The organism is Nocardia sp. NPDC006982, from assembly GCF_042869435.1.
GTDB lineage: Bacteria > Actinomycetota > Actinomycetes > Mycobacteriales > Mycobacteriaceae > Nocardia.
Window position 1 is genome coordinate 98,478 of the sequence record NZ_JBIAFV010000001.1, and the last position, 17,784, is coordinate 116,261.

Consider the following 17,784-nt stretch of genomic DNA (forward strand, 5'->3'; position numbering starts at 1 on the left):
AGTTGCCAGGTGGTCGAAACTAGAATCTGATCAGGACTTTCACGACATCGTCGAGTTTCTTGTCGGACACTTCGAACGCACGCTCCATGTCGTCGAAGGAGAATTCGTGCGTCGTCATCAGTGAGGGGTCGACCCGTTGGGTCCGCAACACACGCAGCAGGCGTTCCATGCGAAGTCTGCCGCCCGGGCACAGTCCTGTCGCGATTGTCTTGTCGGCCATTCCGACGCCCCACTCGACCCGGGGAATACGCACGAAATCACCGTCGCCGAAGTACCCGACATTGGATACGGTACCGCCCGGCTTGGTGATTTTTATTGCGGTTTGGAACGTGGCGTCCGCGCCAAGCGCTTCGATCGCGGTGTCGACCCCCGCACCGTCGGTGAGGTCGAGCACTCGGTCCACGACGTCCTCGCTCGTGAAATCTATTATTTCATCCGCGCCGTAGCGGCGCGCTAATTCCTGTCGATGCGCAACTGATTCCACGCCGATGACGAGCCCAGCACCGCGCTGCCGCGCACCCACCGTGGCCATGAGCCCTACCGGGCCTTGCGCCAAGACTGCAACAGTCCCGCCGATCGGGATGTTGCCTTTCTCCGCGCCCATGAACCCGGTGGAAAGCATGTCAGCGCAATAGACCGCCCATTCGTCGCGGATGCTGTCCGGAATTATCGCGAGATTGGCATCGGCGTCGTTGACATGGAAATACTCGGCGAAAACACCGTCTTTGGAATTCGCGAATTTGAAGCCGCCCAGCGGCCCTCCGGACTGCGACGGATACCCGTTCTGAGCGGCCGCATCGCCCCAGTCCGGGGTGATCGCGCCCGCCAGGACACGGTCGCCGGGCCGGATACGCTGCACCCCACTGCCCACGGTGTGAACGACACCCACGGCCTCGTGGCCCAACGTCAGGTCGGTCCGAGGCCCGATACCACCCTTGACCGTATGCGAGTCGGAGGTACAGATGAGAGCCGTGGTCGTCTGCACGACCGCGTCGAACGGGCCCGGTTCCGGAATGGGCTTCTCGGTGAAACCCACCGAACCGATTTCCTTCATTACGAAAGCCTTCATTTGCGCCTCTCCTCAGACCCAGGATCTCGACCGAACGACAACATGTCTACGGAGATAACGTCGCCAACATACAGGATGGAGTCACCGGCGTGAAGCGATATGGGATATGCGGTATCTATATGCATCCATCACAGGCTGGACTTCATCTCGGCACAACTGCGTGAATTCACCACGGCATTCGAGCCGGTGGCGGACCGTCGAGCTCGCCAGACGTCATACCAGCTGAGGTGCTCGAAAACTTTTCTACCGCAACATCTTACATCCATTTCTCGTCGACGCCGTTTTCCGAATCGCATTCCTGGCGTGGCGAATGCCGGGATTGCGTCGCTCGTATATGTCGGCAGAGAGTTTGACACGCGCCACATTTACGTGGCGAACTCCAATCGCGTTGCGTCACAGCGACAAACCCGCCCTGACGAAACGGCTAGAGGGCGTGGTGATCCGCAGCGGCGGCGCGCTGGAAAACCTCGGCCGCGCAACCACTCTCGTCATGGACAAGACCGGAACCTCACCGCTGGCCGACCCGTCGTGATCGAAGTGATCGCGGCACCCGGCCAGACGCCGCCGAGGACCTGCGGCTGGCAGCCTCGGTCGACCAACTGTCGCCGCACGTGCTCGCCGAAGCGATCGTCACCGAAGCGCTGACCCGCGGCCCAAACTCATCGGTCATGCGGCCACTTGGGTGCCGATGACTTTCGCTCTGCGATCGCCTCTATATGAGTAGGAGGTGGTCGCCATGACCAGAGCGGTCGTTGTGCACGAACAATCGTGGGAAACGTTCAGCCGCAACTGGCACGTCGACACCCGGCACGCTTTCCACTGGATCCGCGCGGCGCTGCGACGCCCATTGGCGCCCGACAGCCTGGCGGTGGCGATGTCCAGCGGCGCCGCCGGTATCGCCGCCTACGCACGGCGCCGGGGAATCGACATCGCCACATTCGCGACAGCACTCGAACCGCTGCTCACGCCGGCCATCGTCGGCGCCGAGATCGCGCGACTGCGCCGCGACACCGGCAACCGGGACGAGCTGCAGGTATACGAGCTCACCGGCCACGGACTTCACGCGCTGGCGTGAACAACGAGAAAGAGAAGGATATGTTGCTGGAAAACAAGAACGTGGTCGTCTACGGCGCAGGCGGCGCGGTCGGCAGCGCGGTCGCCCGCGGATTCGCCCACGAAGGCGCCAGGGTCTTCCTGACCGGGCGAAATCCCGACAACGTCAACACCGTCGCAAAGGAAATCTCAGCCGCGGGCGGAGCCGTCGAGACCGCTGTGGTCGACGCCCTGGACGAGAAATCCGTCACCGAACACCTCGACGCCGTCGTCGCCGACGTCGGCGGCATCGACGTGTCGTTCAACGCGATCGGAATCTCACCGCGGGGACTGCAGGGAATCCCGCTCACCGACCTACCGGTCGAGAATTTCATGCGACCGATCACGACATACGCCCAGGCTCACTTCGTGACCGCGAAATCCGCCGCACGGCACATGATCCCCCAAGGATCGGGAGTGATCATGATGCACACACCCGAACCGGCCCGCGTGAGCCTGCCCCTGGTCGGCGGCATGAGCGTCGGCTGGGCGGCGATGGAAGCCCTCAACCGCGCGCTGTCCGCCGAATGGGCCCAGCACGGCGTCCGCTCGATCTGCCTGCGCACCACAGGCATGGTCGAGACACCGGTCATCGACGTCGTGTACGGGCTCCACGCCGACGCGCTGGGCATCCCCAAAGACCAATTCACCGCCACCGTCAGCGCGATGACCCACCGCAAGCGCCCCACCACACTTGCCGAACTCACAGCGGTCGCAGTATTCCACGCATCCGACCAAGCATCCGCGATGACCGGAACCGTCGCCAACCTGACCGGCGGAATCATCGTCGACTGACCACAACACGCCCGGTCCCCACACACCACACCAGCGGCCGGGGCACCCCAACAAAGGAGCAAAGCAATGAACGATCTACTCGCGACCGCGGTCGCCGCGCACGGCGGTTTGGACCGGTGGAATCGGATCCGGACGATCCGCGTCGACGCCGCCATCACCGGGGCCTTCTGGCAGGTCAAGGGAAAGGCTGACGCGCTGAGGGACATCCGTTTCGAGGTGGACACCACACGTGAACGGCTGACCATGGACTTCGTCGGTCAAGACCGACGGTCGCTCTTCCAGCCCGACCGGGTCGTCCTGCAGCAATCCGACGGCACAGTTGTCGACGCGCGCAACGACCCGGAGCGGTCGTTCGACGGCCACCAGTTCCAAACGCCGTGGGACGACCTGCATCTCGCGTACTTCACCGGGGAAGCACTATGGACGTACTTGAATACGCCGTTCCTGTTGACGTGGCCGGGGTTCGTCTGCGAAGAGATCGCGCCCATCGAGGCCGACGGTGAAACATGGCGGCGGCTGAATGTGACCTTCCCCGACCACATCAAGAGCCACACCCGCACGCAGGTGTTCTGCTTCGGCCCAGACGGGCTGCTGCGCCGCCACGACTTCACCATCGACATCGTTGACCCGGGCACCGAGTCACAGCTTTACGCCGCCGACTACCGCGACATCGGCGGCATCATCATCCCAGCCACCCGACGGGCCTACACCGTGGGCGACGACCAGATCGTCCTGGTTGCCATCGACATGGCCGATATCACCGTCTGTTGATCCGAATTTCCTTCCACACCAGGACATCACGATGAACAACACCTACCCAGCTCCGGCCGTCACGCCAGCGGAACGGGAGGCCGCGCGCTTGCAGCTGTTGGCGAAGGAGAAAGACCTGACTCGCGCTCGGGACGCCCTGGCCGCTGATCGCAGGCGAATGCCGTGGCTGACGGCCGACCAGGTCGCCCATCTCGCGCATCTCAATGCCCGCGACACCACGCTCGCCTTCGCCTCACGCGCGCCCGACCGAGCCATGCAGCCACCCCGTCACCGTCGACCCGAACCGCGCCCGATAACGACCGACGCGCCAAAAGCCTCGATTATCGGCTCCTACGACGGCCGCAACACGACACCCACAACAGGACCGTCGGATCATGCACACTATGACTGAGACCAAGACCGGCAAAGAGGATTTCGGGCGGCTGAGCGAACCGTTCCGACGCGAGTTGCTCGCCTACTGCTACCGCATGCTCGGCTCGGTCGACGAGGCCGAAGAAGTGGTGCAGGACGTCTATCTCGACGCCTGGCGGGCATACGACGGGTTCGAGGGCCGATCGTCGTTGCGCACCTGGCTCTACCGCATCGCGACCCGGGCGTGTTTCAAAGCGCTGGAAAAAAGCAGACGTAGGCCGCTGCCCGCCGATCTCGGCGCCCCCGAGACAAACCTGGACGCCGGGCTAGTCGAGCGACCCCCGGAGATACCGTGGCTCCAGCCGATACCCGACTTCCTGTTCACCGCCGCATCGGTCGACCCGGCAACCATCGTGGTGCAACGACAGACCATGCGGCTCGCCCTGATGGGGGCACTCCAACAGCTACCACCGCGACAACGAGCCGTGCTGATCCTGCGCGACGTGCTGCAATGGCGGACCACCGAGGTCGCGGAACTACTGCAGACGACAACAGCGGCAGTCAACAGCGCACTGCAGCGAGCGCGAGCCCAGATTCCGCTCAGCGAGGACGGTCTGACCGAACCCGCCGAACCGCGGCAACGAGCCCTGCTCGACCGATACGTCACCGCATTCGAAACCGCGGATGTCGATCAACTCGTCGCGGTACTGACCGAAGACGCACGATGGGAAATGCCGCCAATCGCGACCTGGTTCGAAGGCCGCGACACCATCCTCGCCTTCCTGGCCAGACAGATGCGGATGATCGGTCCAGCCGAACTGGTCGCCACCTCCGCCAATGGACAGCCCGGCTTCGCGGTGTACGCCCGCGGCCACGACGGCGCGCAGCACCCACACGCACTGCATGTATTGACAATCACCGCCGAGGGCGTAAGCAGGATCGTCGCGTTCCACGGCTCCGGGCTGTTTCCGCTGTTCGGACTCTGACCAGGCAACGGCATGTCCGAACAGGAAAACATCGCCCAGCACGACGCCGCGCTGCACGCCCAGGTGCGGCTGTTCTGCCAACTCATGCTCGGTTCGGCCGACGCCGCCGACTGCATGATTCAGCAGATCTACCGTCGTGCACTCGATTACCACGACGAGCAAGAGAATCGGCCATCGGAACGCGTTCAACTGTTCCGTATTGCAGCTGACCTGTGCGGGGTCCGCCGATAAGGCCGGAACAGCACGAACAGGAGAGTCATGCAAATTGGAGTCATCGGTGCCACCGGCACTATCGGCAGCCGAATCGTCACAGAGGCGATCGACCGCGGGCACCAGGTCACGGCGTTCAGTCGCGACGTCTCTAGCGTTCAGGACAATCGTGAGAACATCCGATGGAAGAGCGTCGATGTCACCGATGCCGACAGTATCGCCGCGGTCCTACCTGGCCTCGACGTCCTGATCAGCGGATTCGGAGCCGGCAACGCCGCCAACGACCCCGCTGACGCCGTGGCGCGCGCCATCGCCGACCCCGGCATCTACGCCCGGGCAGCCGCCGCGTTGCTGACCGCACTGGAAAGCTATTCCCGGGTCCGGCTCATTGTCGTCGGCGGCGCCGCGAGTCTCGAGGTCAAGCCCGGACTGGTGTTCGCCGACTCCGACGAGCTTCTCAATGCCGCGATCGACGGCTTCGGCCTGCCCAGGGAATATGCCGCGGCGATGCGCGGCCACGGCGATGCGCTGAACCTCTTTCGCACCTCCAACCGGCTCTGGACCTACCTCAGTCCAGCCGTGGAAATCGCCCCCGGCGAACGCACCGGCCGTTTCCGGATCGGCGGCGACCAACCCGTCATGGACGCCGAGGGGCGCAGTCGCATATCCGCCGAGGACGCAGCCGTCGCCGTTCTCGACGAAGTGGAGCTTCCGCGTTTTGTCCAGCGGCGCTTCACCATCGGCTATTGAGCGCGGCACCAACGTGACGTCGACGACCGAACCAACGACCACCTGACACAGGTTCTAGCTTCTGGAAAAATCTCAATATTGCCGAAAAAGACTGGTAGACCGACTATTTCACGATCCAGGCACTCTCAACATGACCTGGAATATCCCATAGATTCCGGCTAAAAGTGTGAGATTTTGGTGAGATCGGCAAAATGCCCGCGATCGCCTCCCGACGATCCGCGCCCCGCGCTGGCCGCGGCAGTCGACGCATCGGGGTCCTCCAGTCGAGAGCCGATCCGGCCTACAGAGTTGACCAGCGTCTGCGTGTCAATCTTCCGACACACCGAGCAAAATCAGAGACAGTGAACATCTAGCAAAATGCCTCGACGGCTTGAGCCGATCAACGTTTAGGCACCATGCAGAGACTCCAGTACAGAACGTGCCCCAATATGACCGACGACCGTAGAGCCAACAATTTGCGCCGCAAAGGAAATCTACGGGGCAGCCGCCGACGGGCTTCGCATCGCAATCAAAGCCGACGGCTTCCAATGGTGGCAGCATTGGAGCTGGTAGAGCTGGAATGGGCCGCACTGATTCGAATATTGGCTGTCAAAAGGCGGGGTCGATCTGCCCACGTAACCGTGTGAGATCCGGATCCAACCGAAGGAGCGCCAGGAGATGACAACCATGCGGTCTCTCGTTGCCGACAGGTCAGGCGAACCGTCCGAGGTCCTGCACCTGCAAGCCCGCCCGATACCGGAGCCCGGTCCCGGCGAAGTCCGGATCCGGGTGGCCGCTGTCCCTGTCCATGCCAGCGATCTGCATACCATCCGCGGCAGATACGGTTTCACCCCGGAGTTCCCCACCGTTCCCGGAATCGAATCCGTGGGTGTGATCGACGAACTCGGTAGCGGCACAGATGGTCTGAGCGTCGGACAACGCGTCATCACGATCGGTGTCACGGGCACATGGCAGGAGTACATCGTCGCCGAGGCCGAACGAGTCCTACCTGTACCCGCAGGCATGAGCGATTCCACGGCCGCCCAGATTCTCGCCAATCCGCTCACCGCCGTGATATTGACCGGGGACGAGCTCGATGTTCGACCGGGTGAATGGCTCCTGCAGACCGCGGCCGGTTCGACCGTGGGCCAGTCGGTCATCCAACTCGGAGCCCACGTCGGCTTCAAGACCCTCAATGTGGTCCGCCGTCGATCCGCCGTCGACGGCATCCTCGCGCTGGGCGGCACCGCGGTGATCTGCACAGAGGACGAGGACCTGCGCGAACGGGTAGCGGACATAGCCGGCCACGATGGCGTGTCCAAAGCGATCGACTGTGTCGCCGGTCAGGTGGGTGCAGACGTATCCCGTGCGCTGGCACCACACGGTGAGATGGTCGTCTACGGTGCGCTGTCCACGCATCGTCAAACCGATCCCGACAAACTCGCAATCCCGATCTTCGCACGCTCAATGATCTACGAAACCAAGACCGTTCGGGGGTTCTGGCTGTTCCGCTGGATCACCGAGACCCCGAAGGAACGGAGGGCCGCAGCAATCGACCGGACGCTGCAGCTCGCCGACAACGGCGCACTACGCGTACCCGAAGGCCGGCCGATCCCCCTCGAAATGTTCAGCGAAGCCGTCTATTTGGCCGAAGCTCCCGCACACGGCGGCAAACCGCTGCTGGTATTCGAACAATAGGACATCGACACCGTAAACGTCTCGGACAAAGCGCAAGGCCCTACCTCAGATTGTGGTGACGAAGCCGCCGTCGATCCTCAGATCGGATCCGGTGATGTTGGCGGACCTGTCGCTGGCCAGGAACACGACCAGATCGGCAACCTGCTCCGGAGTGGTGAACCGCCCCGTGGCGGCAGCACCGGCGGTCGCGGACCGCACCTCTTCGGGGCTCTGACCGCCGGCTTCGGCGATCGTGTCGGCCACTCCACCTTCGTCGAGCCACAGCCCCGTCGCCACGGGCCCGGGGCTGATGGAGTTGACGCGAATGTTCTTCGACCCCAATTCCTTTGACAAAGCCTTGCCGAAATTGGTGACGGCGGCCTTGGTGGCACAGTAGTCGTAGATCCCGGGGTCCGGATAGTACGCGTTGACCGATCCGATGATGACGATCGATCCACCGCCACGGCGGTGCATCTGTGGCAGAGCGGCCCGGGTCGGCCGCACCGTCCCCATCACATTGAGATCCCAGGATGCCTGCCACTGGTCGTCGGTAATGCGCGCGATTCCACCCGGTTGCACGGTGACCGCGCCGACGTTGTTCACCAGTACGTCGATTCCACCGCGATCCGCTGCGGCCGCAACGAGGTCATCCGCGCCGCCGGGCTGCGACAAATCGGCGGCCACGAAGGTCACGGCGCCGGCCTCCACCAGCGTCCCGAGACCGGGCCCTCGGCTGCGTGATCCGGCCACGACGTGGGCTCCGGCGTCCACCAGCGCCTGGGTGATCGCGAGCCCGATACCTTTGCTGGCGCCGGTGACCACGGCGGTCTTGCCCGACAGATGAAGATCCATGCTGCTGCTCCCGTCGTCGACTGGTTCTCAGCACATGCCAGTGCGCTTCCCGGACGACCTGGGCGGTCCCGTTATGAGCGTTCTGCTGTTCCGGCGTCACCCTGGCGGGTTTCGATAGCCGTCACGGTTTTGTCGAGGGCTTGTTTCAAGACGCGTTTACCGACTGTCCCGACCACGACTCCGAGGACCCGGCCCCTGAGGTTCTTGCCCTCACGCACAACGACAATATCCACGTCGGTCTTCCCGTCGGGTCGGCGTGTGAACGAATAGGTGTGCCCCGAGTGCCCGCCCCACAGGTTCGAGTCGGTGGTGGTCATGACGACGCGGTCGGGGTTCGACCAGTCGTAGTGCAGGCGCTCCCAAATACCGCGTGAGCCCTCCGTGACGTCGGCGTCATGCTGGCCGCGCTCATGCACTTGGAGATAGTTGTCGGCGCTATTGCCGAACAATTGTGAGCGGCCCGGACCGAAATCGGTCAACGCCGCCACGAACTGTTCCGGTGTCGAACTCGTGGTCTCTTTGAAGTGGATGGTGGACATCGTTACTCCTTTCTCCAGAGTCGTAACTTTCTCGACGGTCGACGGGTCGCCGTTGCCATGTCGCATCCGCAAACGGAAGTCCTCCGCGGCCCACAGGCCGGTGCAGCTTCGGTCGCCATCAGCCGCGCGGCCCGATCCCGAAGGTGAGAACGATCCGAACCGGATATGACGCATGTCGTGGACCGCGGTGGTACCAACCGACGCCGACCGATTGAGCTGATTCGGACCGAATGATCGCTCTCACCATACGTAGCTCTCCTATTGAACAAGCATGATCCCGGGCCCGAACCAAGGCAAGAACGCAGACAGAACAACCCCTCATAGGCGCCGACGAGCGCGCGATCTTTCATCTGCCTGCGGCGATCACTGATCGATTTGTCATGCCGGCGGTACCCTATCTGCAGCTACCCCCGAACTCGGTCCAGTTGCTCGACAACAGTCGGCCCTGCTCTGCCGGCGTGCACAGCAGGACGAACCAATCGAAGGCGGAAGCCATGCCTCGCGAAATCGGAGTGGCATCGTCGGTATCGACCCAGGACGGTCGCACTCTCACATATATCGAAGTCGGTGATCCGCGCGGGTCGCTCGTCATCCACAATCACGGCGGCCCCAGCAGCCGTTTCGAGGCACGCCTCTTTGCGGATTCGGCATCGAAGAATCGGTTACGACTCATCTGCGTCGATCGACCCGGGATAGGACAGTCCAGTCCTCGAAAGCCACGCGCCTACCCGGGCTGGGCCGATGACTTGCTGACCATCGCAGATGCGTTGGAATACCGAGAATTCGGAGTGACAGGATGGTCGGAGGGCGGCCCGTGGGCACTTGCAGCAGCCGCATATATCGATCCGCTCCGATTGCGTCACGTCAGCTGCATCGCGGGTGGAAGCTACGGAGCGTTCGGCGATAACTGGGCAGCGGATCAGCTTTCGAAGGTCGACGCGTTCGGCGGATCCCTGGCACTACGCTTCCCACCCGCTTTGCGCCTGATGTACGCGACTCTCGGCATGGCCGCCAAACACTTCCGCGGGACATACGTCAAACAAGTGCTCAATATCGCCAATGATTACGACCGCCAGATCGTCCGCCACAAGGATGTCGAAACAATCTTCTGCGAAGCATCCGCCGAGTGCTTCGCACAGGGTTCCGACGGGCTCGTTCGAGACGCCGAACTCCTTTACCGGAGTTGGACCTTCGACGTGACGTCGATAGAACGCAGGGTTCATATGTGGCAAGGTACCGACGACCGTTTGGTGGCCTACTCCATCAACAAAGCGGTCTCTGACCGAATGCCCGGCGCGGTATGGCATCCAGTCGAGGGAGCGGGTCATTTTGTGGCTGTCGGTTCAGCCGACGATATATTCGCCACCGCCGCTGAGGAGCTGGGCGCCTGACTTTCTTTTGAATTTCTGCCAGCCGGTGGCATGTAATGCTCCGCAGCAGGCCTGGGCAGTGAGAAGTTGGCGGGCTCCACTGAACAGGCCACCCGCCGAATTCCCGCGACCGACTCGGCTGTAACCACGTGAGTCGAGGTGTCGGGGAAGATGGCGAATGTTCAATGGACACAACGGCATCCCGCAGTTCGGGGATACCGCCGCCCAGTTCTTCACCCGCCATCTGAAGTGGGATGAACAGTCCGCCTCCTTTCGTTCAGGCGATGTCGATGCACATCGATAGGGACGGGCTGCCACCACACCACCGAAGCCTGCGAATGACGGGTGCCGCTTGATATACACAACAGAAGCCTGCATCGACCCATTCGGTGGCCGACGGTATGCACTCAGCGATCGTGAAAGCCGTCAACCCCGCTGAGTAGAGGGTGTGCTCGGTCCATTACTCCTTCAGGCTGTCGTCATCGTTCTCGATTGGCGTGTCGGGACACACCACCACGTCATCCCGTTACCGTGCGGGGGTCGACCACAAAGGCCTGCCCGGCGGCCAGCGGGTATGAGTCCCATTGGCAGCCCGGTACTGGCGTAGACCGATTGAGAGGATCTGAATTTTGAGCGATCTTTCTCGCCGTGACCTGCTCAGGACGTCGGCGGCCGCTGGCGTCGGAGCAGTCGTTGTCTCGGGCCTTGCGGCCGCAGACACGCCGGACATTGCGGACGCAAGCGCCCCGGGAATTGTGGCCGCAGACCACCCGAGGAAAAGCCCGGGATGCCCGCCCGCGACGCTGACCGGCCACATCGTCCGCCCAGGTGACGTGTCGTACACGGATGCGCGACTCGGCTGGGACCAGCTCTTTTCTCACTATCCGCTGGTCATCGCCTTCGCACAGGAAACCCAGGACGTGGTGAACGCCCTGACGTGGGCGCGGCAGCACAACATAGCGCTGCGGGTGCGGAGCGGCCGCCACGCCCTCGAAGGCTGGTCGAATGTCGACAACGGCATCGTAATCGACGTCAGCCAGCTGAAGTCGGTCCAGATCGACCCTGGCGCTCGTATCGCGACGGTCGGTGCCGGGCTGAACCAACTGGAAGCGGTGACGACGCTCGCGAAGCAGAACTTTGCGGTCACAACCGGGAGCGAGGGCAGTGTGAGCTTGTGTGGTGCGACGCTCGGCGGTGGCCTCGGTCCCCTCAACCGCTGGCTCGGCATGGCCTGCGACAGCCTGATGGCGGCCGAGGTCGTCGTCCCGTCGGGTCACGACTGCGCCAAGGTGATCAACGCGGACTTGCAGCACCACGCGGACCTGCTCTGGGCGCTTCGCGGGGCGGGAAACGGCAACTTCGGGATCGTCACACAACTCACCTACAAGGTGTATCCGCTCGAGCGTCTCGCCTATGTGCAGGCGACATGGGATGGACTTGGGGACCTGTACGGGGTCTTTGAAGCGTGGCAGCGTACGGTGCCGTCCGCCGATAGCCGTCTGGGATCCGAGCTCGAGATCCACAAGTCCCAGATCCTGCTGTCCGCGTGGCTTGTTGACGGAGCAGCGGCACAGGCCAAAGAGATGCTGGCTCCGATCCTGTCGGTCGGCACGCCCGACGTCACGGTGCAGGTCGGTAACTGGGGCGACTTCTTTGCGGGAACCCAGGTCCCGCTCGCGCAGGAGCCCGCGAACTGGAAGTTCTTCTCGGAGTTCGTCAAAGAGCGGTTCCCGAAGCAGGCGATCGACATCATCGGCGACTTCATGCGAAACGCTCCCACAGAGGAGAGCAACTACTTCGTCGATGCCTTCGGTGGGGCGATCAAGCGGGAGCCCCCCGGCGGCACGGCGTTCGCACATCGCGACGCGCTTTTCTACGGCGAGATCGGCGCAGCCTGGGGGACTCGTTCAACACAACCAGGCGTCGGCGACCCGCTGACCTCGCAGGCCCAGGCCTGGACCGCTGAGTTCAGCCAGGCGCTGCAGCCCTACACGGACGGCGCCTACGTCAACGTGCCGAACGTCGGAATGCAAGAGTGGCAGACCGCCTACTGGGGGAGCCAGCACTTCGAGCGGCTGCGCAGGATCAAGGCGAAGTACGACCCCCACAACGTCTTCCAGTACGAACAGAGCATCCCGCCCGTCTCACACTGATCGACCACCGATAATCGGCTTCGATCACCAACCGCCCACCTGAAAACCGCAAGTCGTCCACGTTCCCGTGTTCGACGCGCCCCGCCGAAGGAACATCGAACATCGGAACGTAGCGGCCATGTTCGCGGCGTCGCTGCCGCGTGCGGATGATGGCAGTGCGCGCGGTGCGCTGCACGGCAGCCAGGGCCGCGCGGTCGTTATCCACGTTGCACCATGCGATTCGCTCGTGCCCAGCGTGGTTGCCGGCTGATCTTCTCCAACTCGTCACGCTCGGCCGGCGACAGACCCGACGCCGTCTGCTTGCCCGGCCGCGCCCTCGGCCAGGGCCTTCTTGATCCAGATCCGCAGCGTCTCGTAGTGCACATCGACCGTCGGCGCTATGGCCTGCGCGGCGGCATAAGGGGATCCGTACTCATCGATACGCTCGAGCGCCAGGCGCGCAGCCTTCTCACGAACCTCGGGCGGGTAACGCATCGACATGATGGGAACCATCTTCCTCTAGGAAGAAGCGGCCCCTACCAGATAGTTCAGTTGCTGTACCTACGAACGCAACGTGACGACGGCAACCACAGCGCGACGTTACGGCGCGGTAGCCACTAAGCCCGATGCCGCCCCATCCCGGGTCTGTACGAGTTCGTAAGCGGCGCTAGCTGGGTCGTGTCGGCTAGGGGATCGACGCGCAGGGTTGAGATGAAGTGTTCGATGGAGGTGAAACCAGCGGCGCGGATGTGCGAAAGGAGTGCTGCGGCTGGGCTCGTGGGTTGTGTCGGGTTCATCCTGTTCCCTTTGCCAGTTGAGACTCTGCACGGTGGCTGCACCGGGTGCAGGGGAAGCACGGTTTATCGCGAGCGTCGGACCTCGCCGCCCGGCGTACATCGATGGCGAACGCGTGGAACTTTGTACCGCTGTGGATGTTTCGTCATGCCAGAACGGCCATGAGCGTAGCGAACAGGTAGCAAGCGCGCCATAGTTTTGGGGGCAAGCGGCTGTGGCACAACCGATTTCGGAATGTTCATGTCGTTCTATATCGCCCGCCATCGAGTCCGGGTACCGTGCAGCACCCACGCGGCATCGGTGAAATAGGTGACCGCCTCCAGGGGATGTGTACGAATGGCGCCCGCCACGGGACCTCTGGTAGCAGGTCCACGTCCGCTGTGGCGTCAAGCAAGACAAGCGTACTGCCCACGCCTTCCGACACTCGCCGGTCGGTGGTTGATGCTCGGTGGTCGGCGCCGGTCCAACCCGAGGTCACTACCCCGAGCCCGACCGCAAGCAGCACTGCACCGACAGTGAAGGTCAGGTGTGCGGCCGCCCAAGTGCTCGCTTGTTCGGCGGCTTCGGAATGTTCCAATGGGTGCAACCCATTGCCCACCGCGAACAGCACGCCCCCGGCGATCAGTGCATAAGCTTGCCACCGGATGTGTCGATCGGTGGCGAGCGGTACTTCAGTCCTCGTCATGGAACGCACTCTCCGCCACCGGCATTCACCACGACTTGCCACCGACTTGCGAACACGGTGGCACCGCTTGCCACGAATCAGCGGCACAGACAGTCGTGCACTGCGGACCGTCCCATCCCCACCCGCTCGTGTACCCGGCGGTGGCACCCACACACGAACCCGAATCTCATACCGCTATGCGCGCCGGGTGTTCCGCACTTTCGAGCGGGTTCTGCGGCTTGTCTCGAATCATGAAGGTCACGATCGGAATGCACAGTCGGAAGAAGCCCGCACCCAAGTAGAACGCCACGTCGTAGCGACTGAGCTTCCAACCGAAGAGATGAGCACAGCCTGGCCCACCACACCGGCCACGATCCCACTGCACCGGACGACGGCGGTCTCGGCGATATTACGAACCGAGCTTGCCCAGTGCAGGTGCCCCGAGCGCACCCAACCACTGCGCAAGCGCTACGAGCGGCCTATTCGCCGACGACTCGGCACCCGCGACCGCGGTGACCGCCTGAGCGATCCGGATCAGCCGCGCGGAGATGGCCTCGCGGTCCGGCTGAGGCTTCTCCGGCTCGTGTCGCACCGCATCCGCGTCGGTGGCGGCTCGATCCATTCCCATGCGAAGTAACGAGGCGACGGCGAACTCAATCTCCTGGGTCGCCACGAACTTGCCGTGTCGACCGCCGTATATCCGTCTGGTAGCCAGCGGTAAGCTGTTGTTGACGCCTTCCACAGTACCGAATGACGTCTTGTCCGGTCCGGTCGCTGCTACAGCTGTCGGCTGGCCTGAATGCGCGTTCCAATCGGGACGCAACATGTACTTCACCAAGTAGCGAATCACGTGTCGCAAAGTCGATTCGGCACGTAACGCATTCGCAGCAGCCCCAGTCCGGTAGCTCGGCAGCGCGGCCCACTACGCGGACTCATAAAGCTCGTTGTAAGGAAGCAAAATGTCTAGCAAGATCGTGAAAACCCTAGCCGCGACTGTTATTGCCGCGCCCCTGCTCGTCCTCGCGGCACCGGCAGCCACTGCCGATCCGACCGCCGCGGCGCCTCCGGCGTCCTCCACCGCTCCGGTCGACGGATCATTCGGATCAGCTACGTGGTGTATCCCCCTCGGCAGTGTCGTCTGGTGCATCTGAGTGAGCCCCTGAACTCGTCCGAGAACCCGGGCTACCTTTCGTCGCGGGCCTGCATGCGGCCGATGGCGGCGCAGTGGATCGTGACCCCCGGGCAGCCCGGGTCGCTGGCATCTCAACGGTCAGCAGGCTGATCGGGTGGGTATTTGCAGCGGTCGTGTCGAGGTGACGGTTTTCAGGCCTGCGGGGGTGTCGAAGGTTATCGGGTCGCCGGAGGTGAGGGTGAGCGTCGTGGTGTCCGGGGTGATGCGGACGGTGACGGTGCCGGCGCCCACCGAGAGCCCGTGGATGGTAATGCCGTGTGGGAATCCGTCGGGCAGCATGGGGTTCAGTCGCGGATTCGTATCGGTCCAGCGCAGACCGGTCGGGGCGTAGAGCAGTCCCTGCAGGAAACCCGCCGCGCCGGTAGCGAAGATCCAGGCCGCCTGGCCGATTACGTTGGCACCGGAGCGGTCACCGCGGGCTTCGGACTGGAAGTTGTAGGGACCGCGCACGTATGGCTGCACCGATTGGTCCAGGTAGTGCTGGGTACGGCAGGGGTCGTATTCGGCGCTGAGGATCGCGCCGACGGCATTACTCATATTCGGGCCGTCGGGGTCGGTCCGGTCGAAGTAGTAGTGCAGGGTGTCGACCGGCGAGTACCCAGGTGTGGCGTAGGAGAACGGGTAGCTGAGCAGGACGGTATCCGCCTGCTTGATCGGTGCGCCCGCGTACCCGAGGTATTCGGCGGGTACGCCGGGGGTGATGTCGGGTGGCATGGCCATGTTGGCAGCGATGTCGGCCCAGCGTGGATCGACCGGCAGCCCAGCCAACCATGCGGCCTGGGCAGCGATGCGCATCGTGTTCATCACCCCGCCGTTGGTGAGAGCATTGTCGATAGTGAGGGCGACGTACTCGTCGGCGCCGGCTGCGGGCACGTAATGGTATTTCCCGTCGGGCATTTTCGGGCCTACCCGGGCGGTGAGATAGTCGGCGATCGCGGTGATCACCGGGGCACCGCTGCTGTGCAGCCATTGCCGATCGCCGGTAGCGGTGTAGTACTGCCACTGAGCCAGGGCGATTTCGTTGTGCAGGTGTTCCTCGGTGAGCCCGCACACCCACGGTGAGGCGCACCGCTGGGCAGGGCCGTCGTTCCACGGATACAACGCACCCGGGAACCCGTAACCGCGAGCGTTGGCCCGCGCGGACGGCAGGGCCTGGCTACGGAAGTCGACTATCGTGCGCGCCAGGTCCGGGTACAGCGCCAGCAGTGTCGGGAAGATCCAGGTGTCGGCATCCCAGAACGTCAGGCCTCCGTAGTCGTCGGACGACAGTCCGGCGGGCTGCACGGCCCACCGGTCGCCTGCGCGGACGCTGGCCAGCACCGAATACATGGCCGCGTGAATCCACCGGGTGTAGTCGTCGCGCCCGGCGATCTCGATCCCCTTCTGCCACAACTGGTCCCACGCGGCGGCATGCGCGCCGTGTGCGGTGTTGTAACCCTCCGTACGGCCGGACTCGGCCGCGGTGGTGGCAGCGGCCTGCGGATCGGGACCGTAGTTGGTCGAGGAGATCCCCACGTACTTGGTGAAGGTGTAACTGCCGCCCTCGGTCACCGGCGTGGTGTAGCGGATCCCGCAGGTGGCGGGCAGCGCTGCGGCCGCGGTGTGCTGGGGTGTATCGACGGCCGAAACCACGAACGCGGTGTCCGGCGAGCCGTCCGCGCGCACCCCTGCGACACTCTGCTTGCGGGCCGGATCGGCGAAGGCGGTCACCGGGGACGCCCGCCGCGTGGCGGCGGTGTCGATCAGATCGGTGACATCGAGATCGCCCGAGAAGTCCGGGGCGACGGTCAACCGCTGCACCGCCAGATCGGGTCGCGATCGGGACACGAACGTGTCGTAACGCAGCCGTACCCGATGCTCGGGATCCGGGGTCCAGGTGACTTGCGTTGTCGCTGTGGCGGTCCGGTAATCCAGCGTCTGCCTGTAGTCGTGTACGTCCGCCGGATCCACGTCGGCTCGATATTGCTGACCGGCGACCCCGACGGTGAGCCCTGACCAGGCCGGTAACGCCGCGATCACCTGCGTGTACTGCGGCGAGGGACCCCCTTGAGCATAGAAACCCGCCAGATACGTGCCGGTATACCGAGGCTGCTGCAACGGAAACGCGGTGCGTGCCGTGTCGCCGTAATCGTGATACCCACCGCCGCTGGGGGGCAGCATCGTGCCGATCCGCCCATTGCCCAGATATGGGGCGGCTCGAAAATCGTTCGGCTCGAACGTATCCGAGGTGGCCGACCACTCCGCATCCGCGCCGTCGTTCGCGCCTCCCGGACCGGGCACCAGCGTCACCGGGACTACCACACCGGCCAGTACGACCAACACCATCCACAGCCACCCACCCCGCGCCCGCACGGCGCTCCCGATCCAGGTCACGCCGCCCATCCTCAGAACCGGACACGTGTCGGTCAACACGACACGCACAAGTAGGTGTCTTGCGTCAACCTCTTGCCAGGATTTGGCTGCTCACGCGGTTGACGCCACGGCCGGCCGGATCATCCGAGGATTGTGTTCTCTACCTTCGCTTTTCGATGCCGGCGCGATGCCGGCCTGCTGGTCCTAC

At 63.7% G+C, this 17,784-nt stretch carries 16 protein-coding genes and 2 pseudogenes; 12 read left to right on the forward strand and 6 right to left on the reverse strand.

What is annotated here, in order from left to right; translation table 11 throughout:
- Positions 1 to 19: 19 nt before the first annotated feature.
- Positions 20 to 1,069 (reverse strand): NAD(P)-dependent alcohol dehydrogenase, encoded by a 1,050-nt coding sequence (locus tag ACFYOW_RS00520; protein ID WP_387283056.1) that lies wholly within the window; start codon positions 1,067 to 1,069, stop codon positions 20 to 22.
- Between the two features lie 430 nt (positions 1,070 to 1,499).
- Between ACFYOW_RS00520 and ACFYOW_RS00525 the strand changes: the two are divergent.
- From ACFYOW_RS00525 to ACFYOW_RS00565, 9 genes and pseudogenes are all read left to right on the forward strand, one after another.
- Positions 1,500 to 1,722: pseudogene (locus ACFYOW_RS00525) on the forward strand (heavy metal translocating P-type ATPase); the annotation flags it as partial.
- 83 nt (positions 1,723 to 1,805) lie between these two features.
- Positions 1,806 to 2,144: a hypothetical protein gene (locus ACFYOW_RS00530; protein WP_387283057.1), complete on the forward strand. Its 339-nt coding sequence runs from the start codon at positions 1,806 to 1,808 to the stop codon at positions 2,142 to 2,144.
- Positions 2,141 to 2,956 (forward strand): SDR family NAD(P)-dependent oxidoreductase, encoded by an 816-nt coding sequence (locus ACFYOW_RS00535; protein WP_387283059.1) that lies wholly within the window; start codon positions 2,141 to 2,143, stop codon positions 2,954 to 2,956. The genes ACFYOW_RS00530 and ACFYOW_RS00535 overlap by 4 nt, the downstream gene beginning before the upstream one ends.
- Before the next feature lie 66 nt (positions 2,957 to 3,022).
- Entirely contained in the window at positions 3,023 to 3,727 is a 705-nt protein-coding gene (locus ACFYOW_RS00540) for a hypothetical protein (protein WP_387283061.1), read from the forward strand.
- A 31-nt stretch (positions 3,728 to 3,758) separates the two neighbouring features.
- Positions 3,759 to 3,971 (forward strand): annotated as a pseudogene (locus ACFYOW_RS00545) (DUF899 family protein); the annotation flags it as partial.
- Positions 3,972 to 4,110: 139 nt separating this feature from the next.
- Positions 4,111 to 5,064 carry a sigma-70 family RNA polymerase sigma factor gene (locus ACFYOW_RS00550; RefSeq protein ID WP_387283063.1) on the forward strand — a complete coding sequence of 318 codons (954 nt, stop codon included), beginning with the start codon at positions 4,111 to 4,113 and terminating at the stop codon, positions 5,062 to 5,064.
- Positions 5,065 to 5,076: 12 nt separating this feature from the next.
- A complete protein-coding gene (locus ACFYOW_RS00555; protein WP_387283065.1) occupies positions 5,077 to 5,295 on the forward strand; it encodes a hypothetical protein in 219 nt (72 codons plus the stop codon).
- Between the two features lie 27 nt (positions 5,296 to 5,322).
- Positions 5,323 to 6,024: an NAD(P)-dependent oxidoreductase gene (locus ACFYOW_RS00560; protein WP_387283066.1), complete on the forward strand. Its 702-nt coding sequence runs from the start codon at positions 5,323 to 5,325 to the stop codon at positions 6,022 to 6,024.
- 657 nt (positions 6,025 to 6,681) lie between these two features.
- A complete protein-coding gene (locus ACFYOW_RS00565; protein ID WP_387283068.1) occupies positions 6,682 to 7,701 on the forward strand; it encodes a zinc-dependent alcohol dehydrogenase family protein in 1,020 nt (339 codons plus the stop codon).
- A gap of 45 nt (positions 7,702 to 7,746) precedes the next feature.
- Here the strand turns inward: ACFYOW_RS00565 and ACFYOW_RS00570 are convergent, their stop codons facing one another.
- Positions 7,747 to 8,532, reverse strand: a complete 786-nt coding sequence (locus tag ACFYOW_RS00570; protein ID WP_387283070.1) for an SDR family NAD(P)-dependent oxidoreductase — start codon at positions 8,530 to 8,532, stop codon at positions 7,747 to 7,749.
- Positions 8,533 to 8,603: 71 nt separating this feature from the next.
- Positions 8,604 to 9,071 (reverse strand): hypothetical protein, encoded by a 468-nt coding sequence (locus ACFYOW_RS00575; protein ID WP_387283072.1) that lies wholly within the window; start codon positions 9,069 to 9,071, stop codon positions 8,604 to 8,606.
- Between the two features lie 494 nt (positions 9,072 to 9,565).
- Here ACFYOW_RS00575 and ACFYOW_RS00580 point away from each other — a divergent pair, with 494 nt between their 5' ends.
- On the forward strand, positions 9,566 to 10,462 hold the full coding sequence (locus ACFYOW_RS00580) for an alpha/beta fold hydrolase (RefSeq protein ID WP_387283074.1): 897 nt from the start codon (positions 9,566 to 9,568) through the stop codon (positions 10,460 to 10,462).
- A 608-nt stretch (positions 10,463 to 11,070) separates the two neighbouring features.
- Positions 11,071 to 12,594 (forward strand): FAD-binding oxidoreductase, encoded by a 1,524-nt coding sequence (locus ACFYOW_RS00585; RefSeq protein WP_387283076.1) that lies wholly within the window; start codon positions 11,071 to 11,073, stop codon positions 12,592 to 12,594.
- 264 nt (positions 12,595 to 12,858) lie between these two features.
- Here ACFYOW_RS00585 and ACFYOW_RS00590 read toward each other — a convergent pair whose 3' ends face one another.
- Positions 12,859 to 13,074, reverse strand: coding sequence for a hypothetical protein (locus ACFYOW_RS00590; protein ID WP_387283078.1), 216 nt, complete (start codon positions 13,072 to 13,074; stop codon positions 12,859 to 12,861).
- A 1,367-nt stretch (positions 13,075 to 14,441) separates the two neighbouring features.
- Complete coding sequence (locus tag ACFYOW_RS00595) at positions 14,442 to 14,660, reverse strand: hypothetical protein (RefSeq protein ID WP_387283080.1); 219 nt, start codon at positions 14,658 to 14,660, stop codon at positions 14,442 to 14,444.
- A 331-nt stretch (positions 14,661 to 14,991) separates the two neighbouring features.
- On the opposite strand from ACFYOW_RS00595, the gene ACFYOW_RS00600 reads away from it, so the two are divergent.
- Entirely contained in the window at positions 14,992 to 15,183 is a 192-nt protein-coding gene (locus tag ACFYOW_RS00600; RefSeq protein WP_387283083.1) for a hypothetical protein, read from the forward strand.
- Positions 15,184 to 15,302: 119 nt separating this feature from the next.
- On the opposite strand, the gene ACFYOW_RS00605 is transcribed toward ACFYOW_RS00600, so the two are convergent.
- Positions 15,303 to 17,597 carry a hypothetical protein gene (locus tag ACFYOW_RS00605; protein WP_387283084.1) on the reverse strand — a complete coding sequence of 765 codons (2,295 nt, stop codon included), beginning with the start codon at positions 17,595 to 17,597 and terminating at the stop codon, positions 15,303 to 15,305.
- Positions 17,598 to 17,784 lie beyond the last annotated feature (187 nt).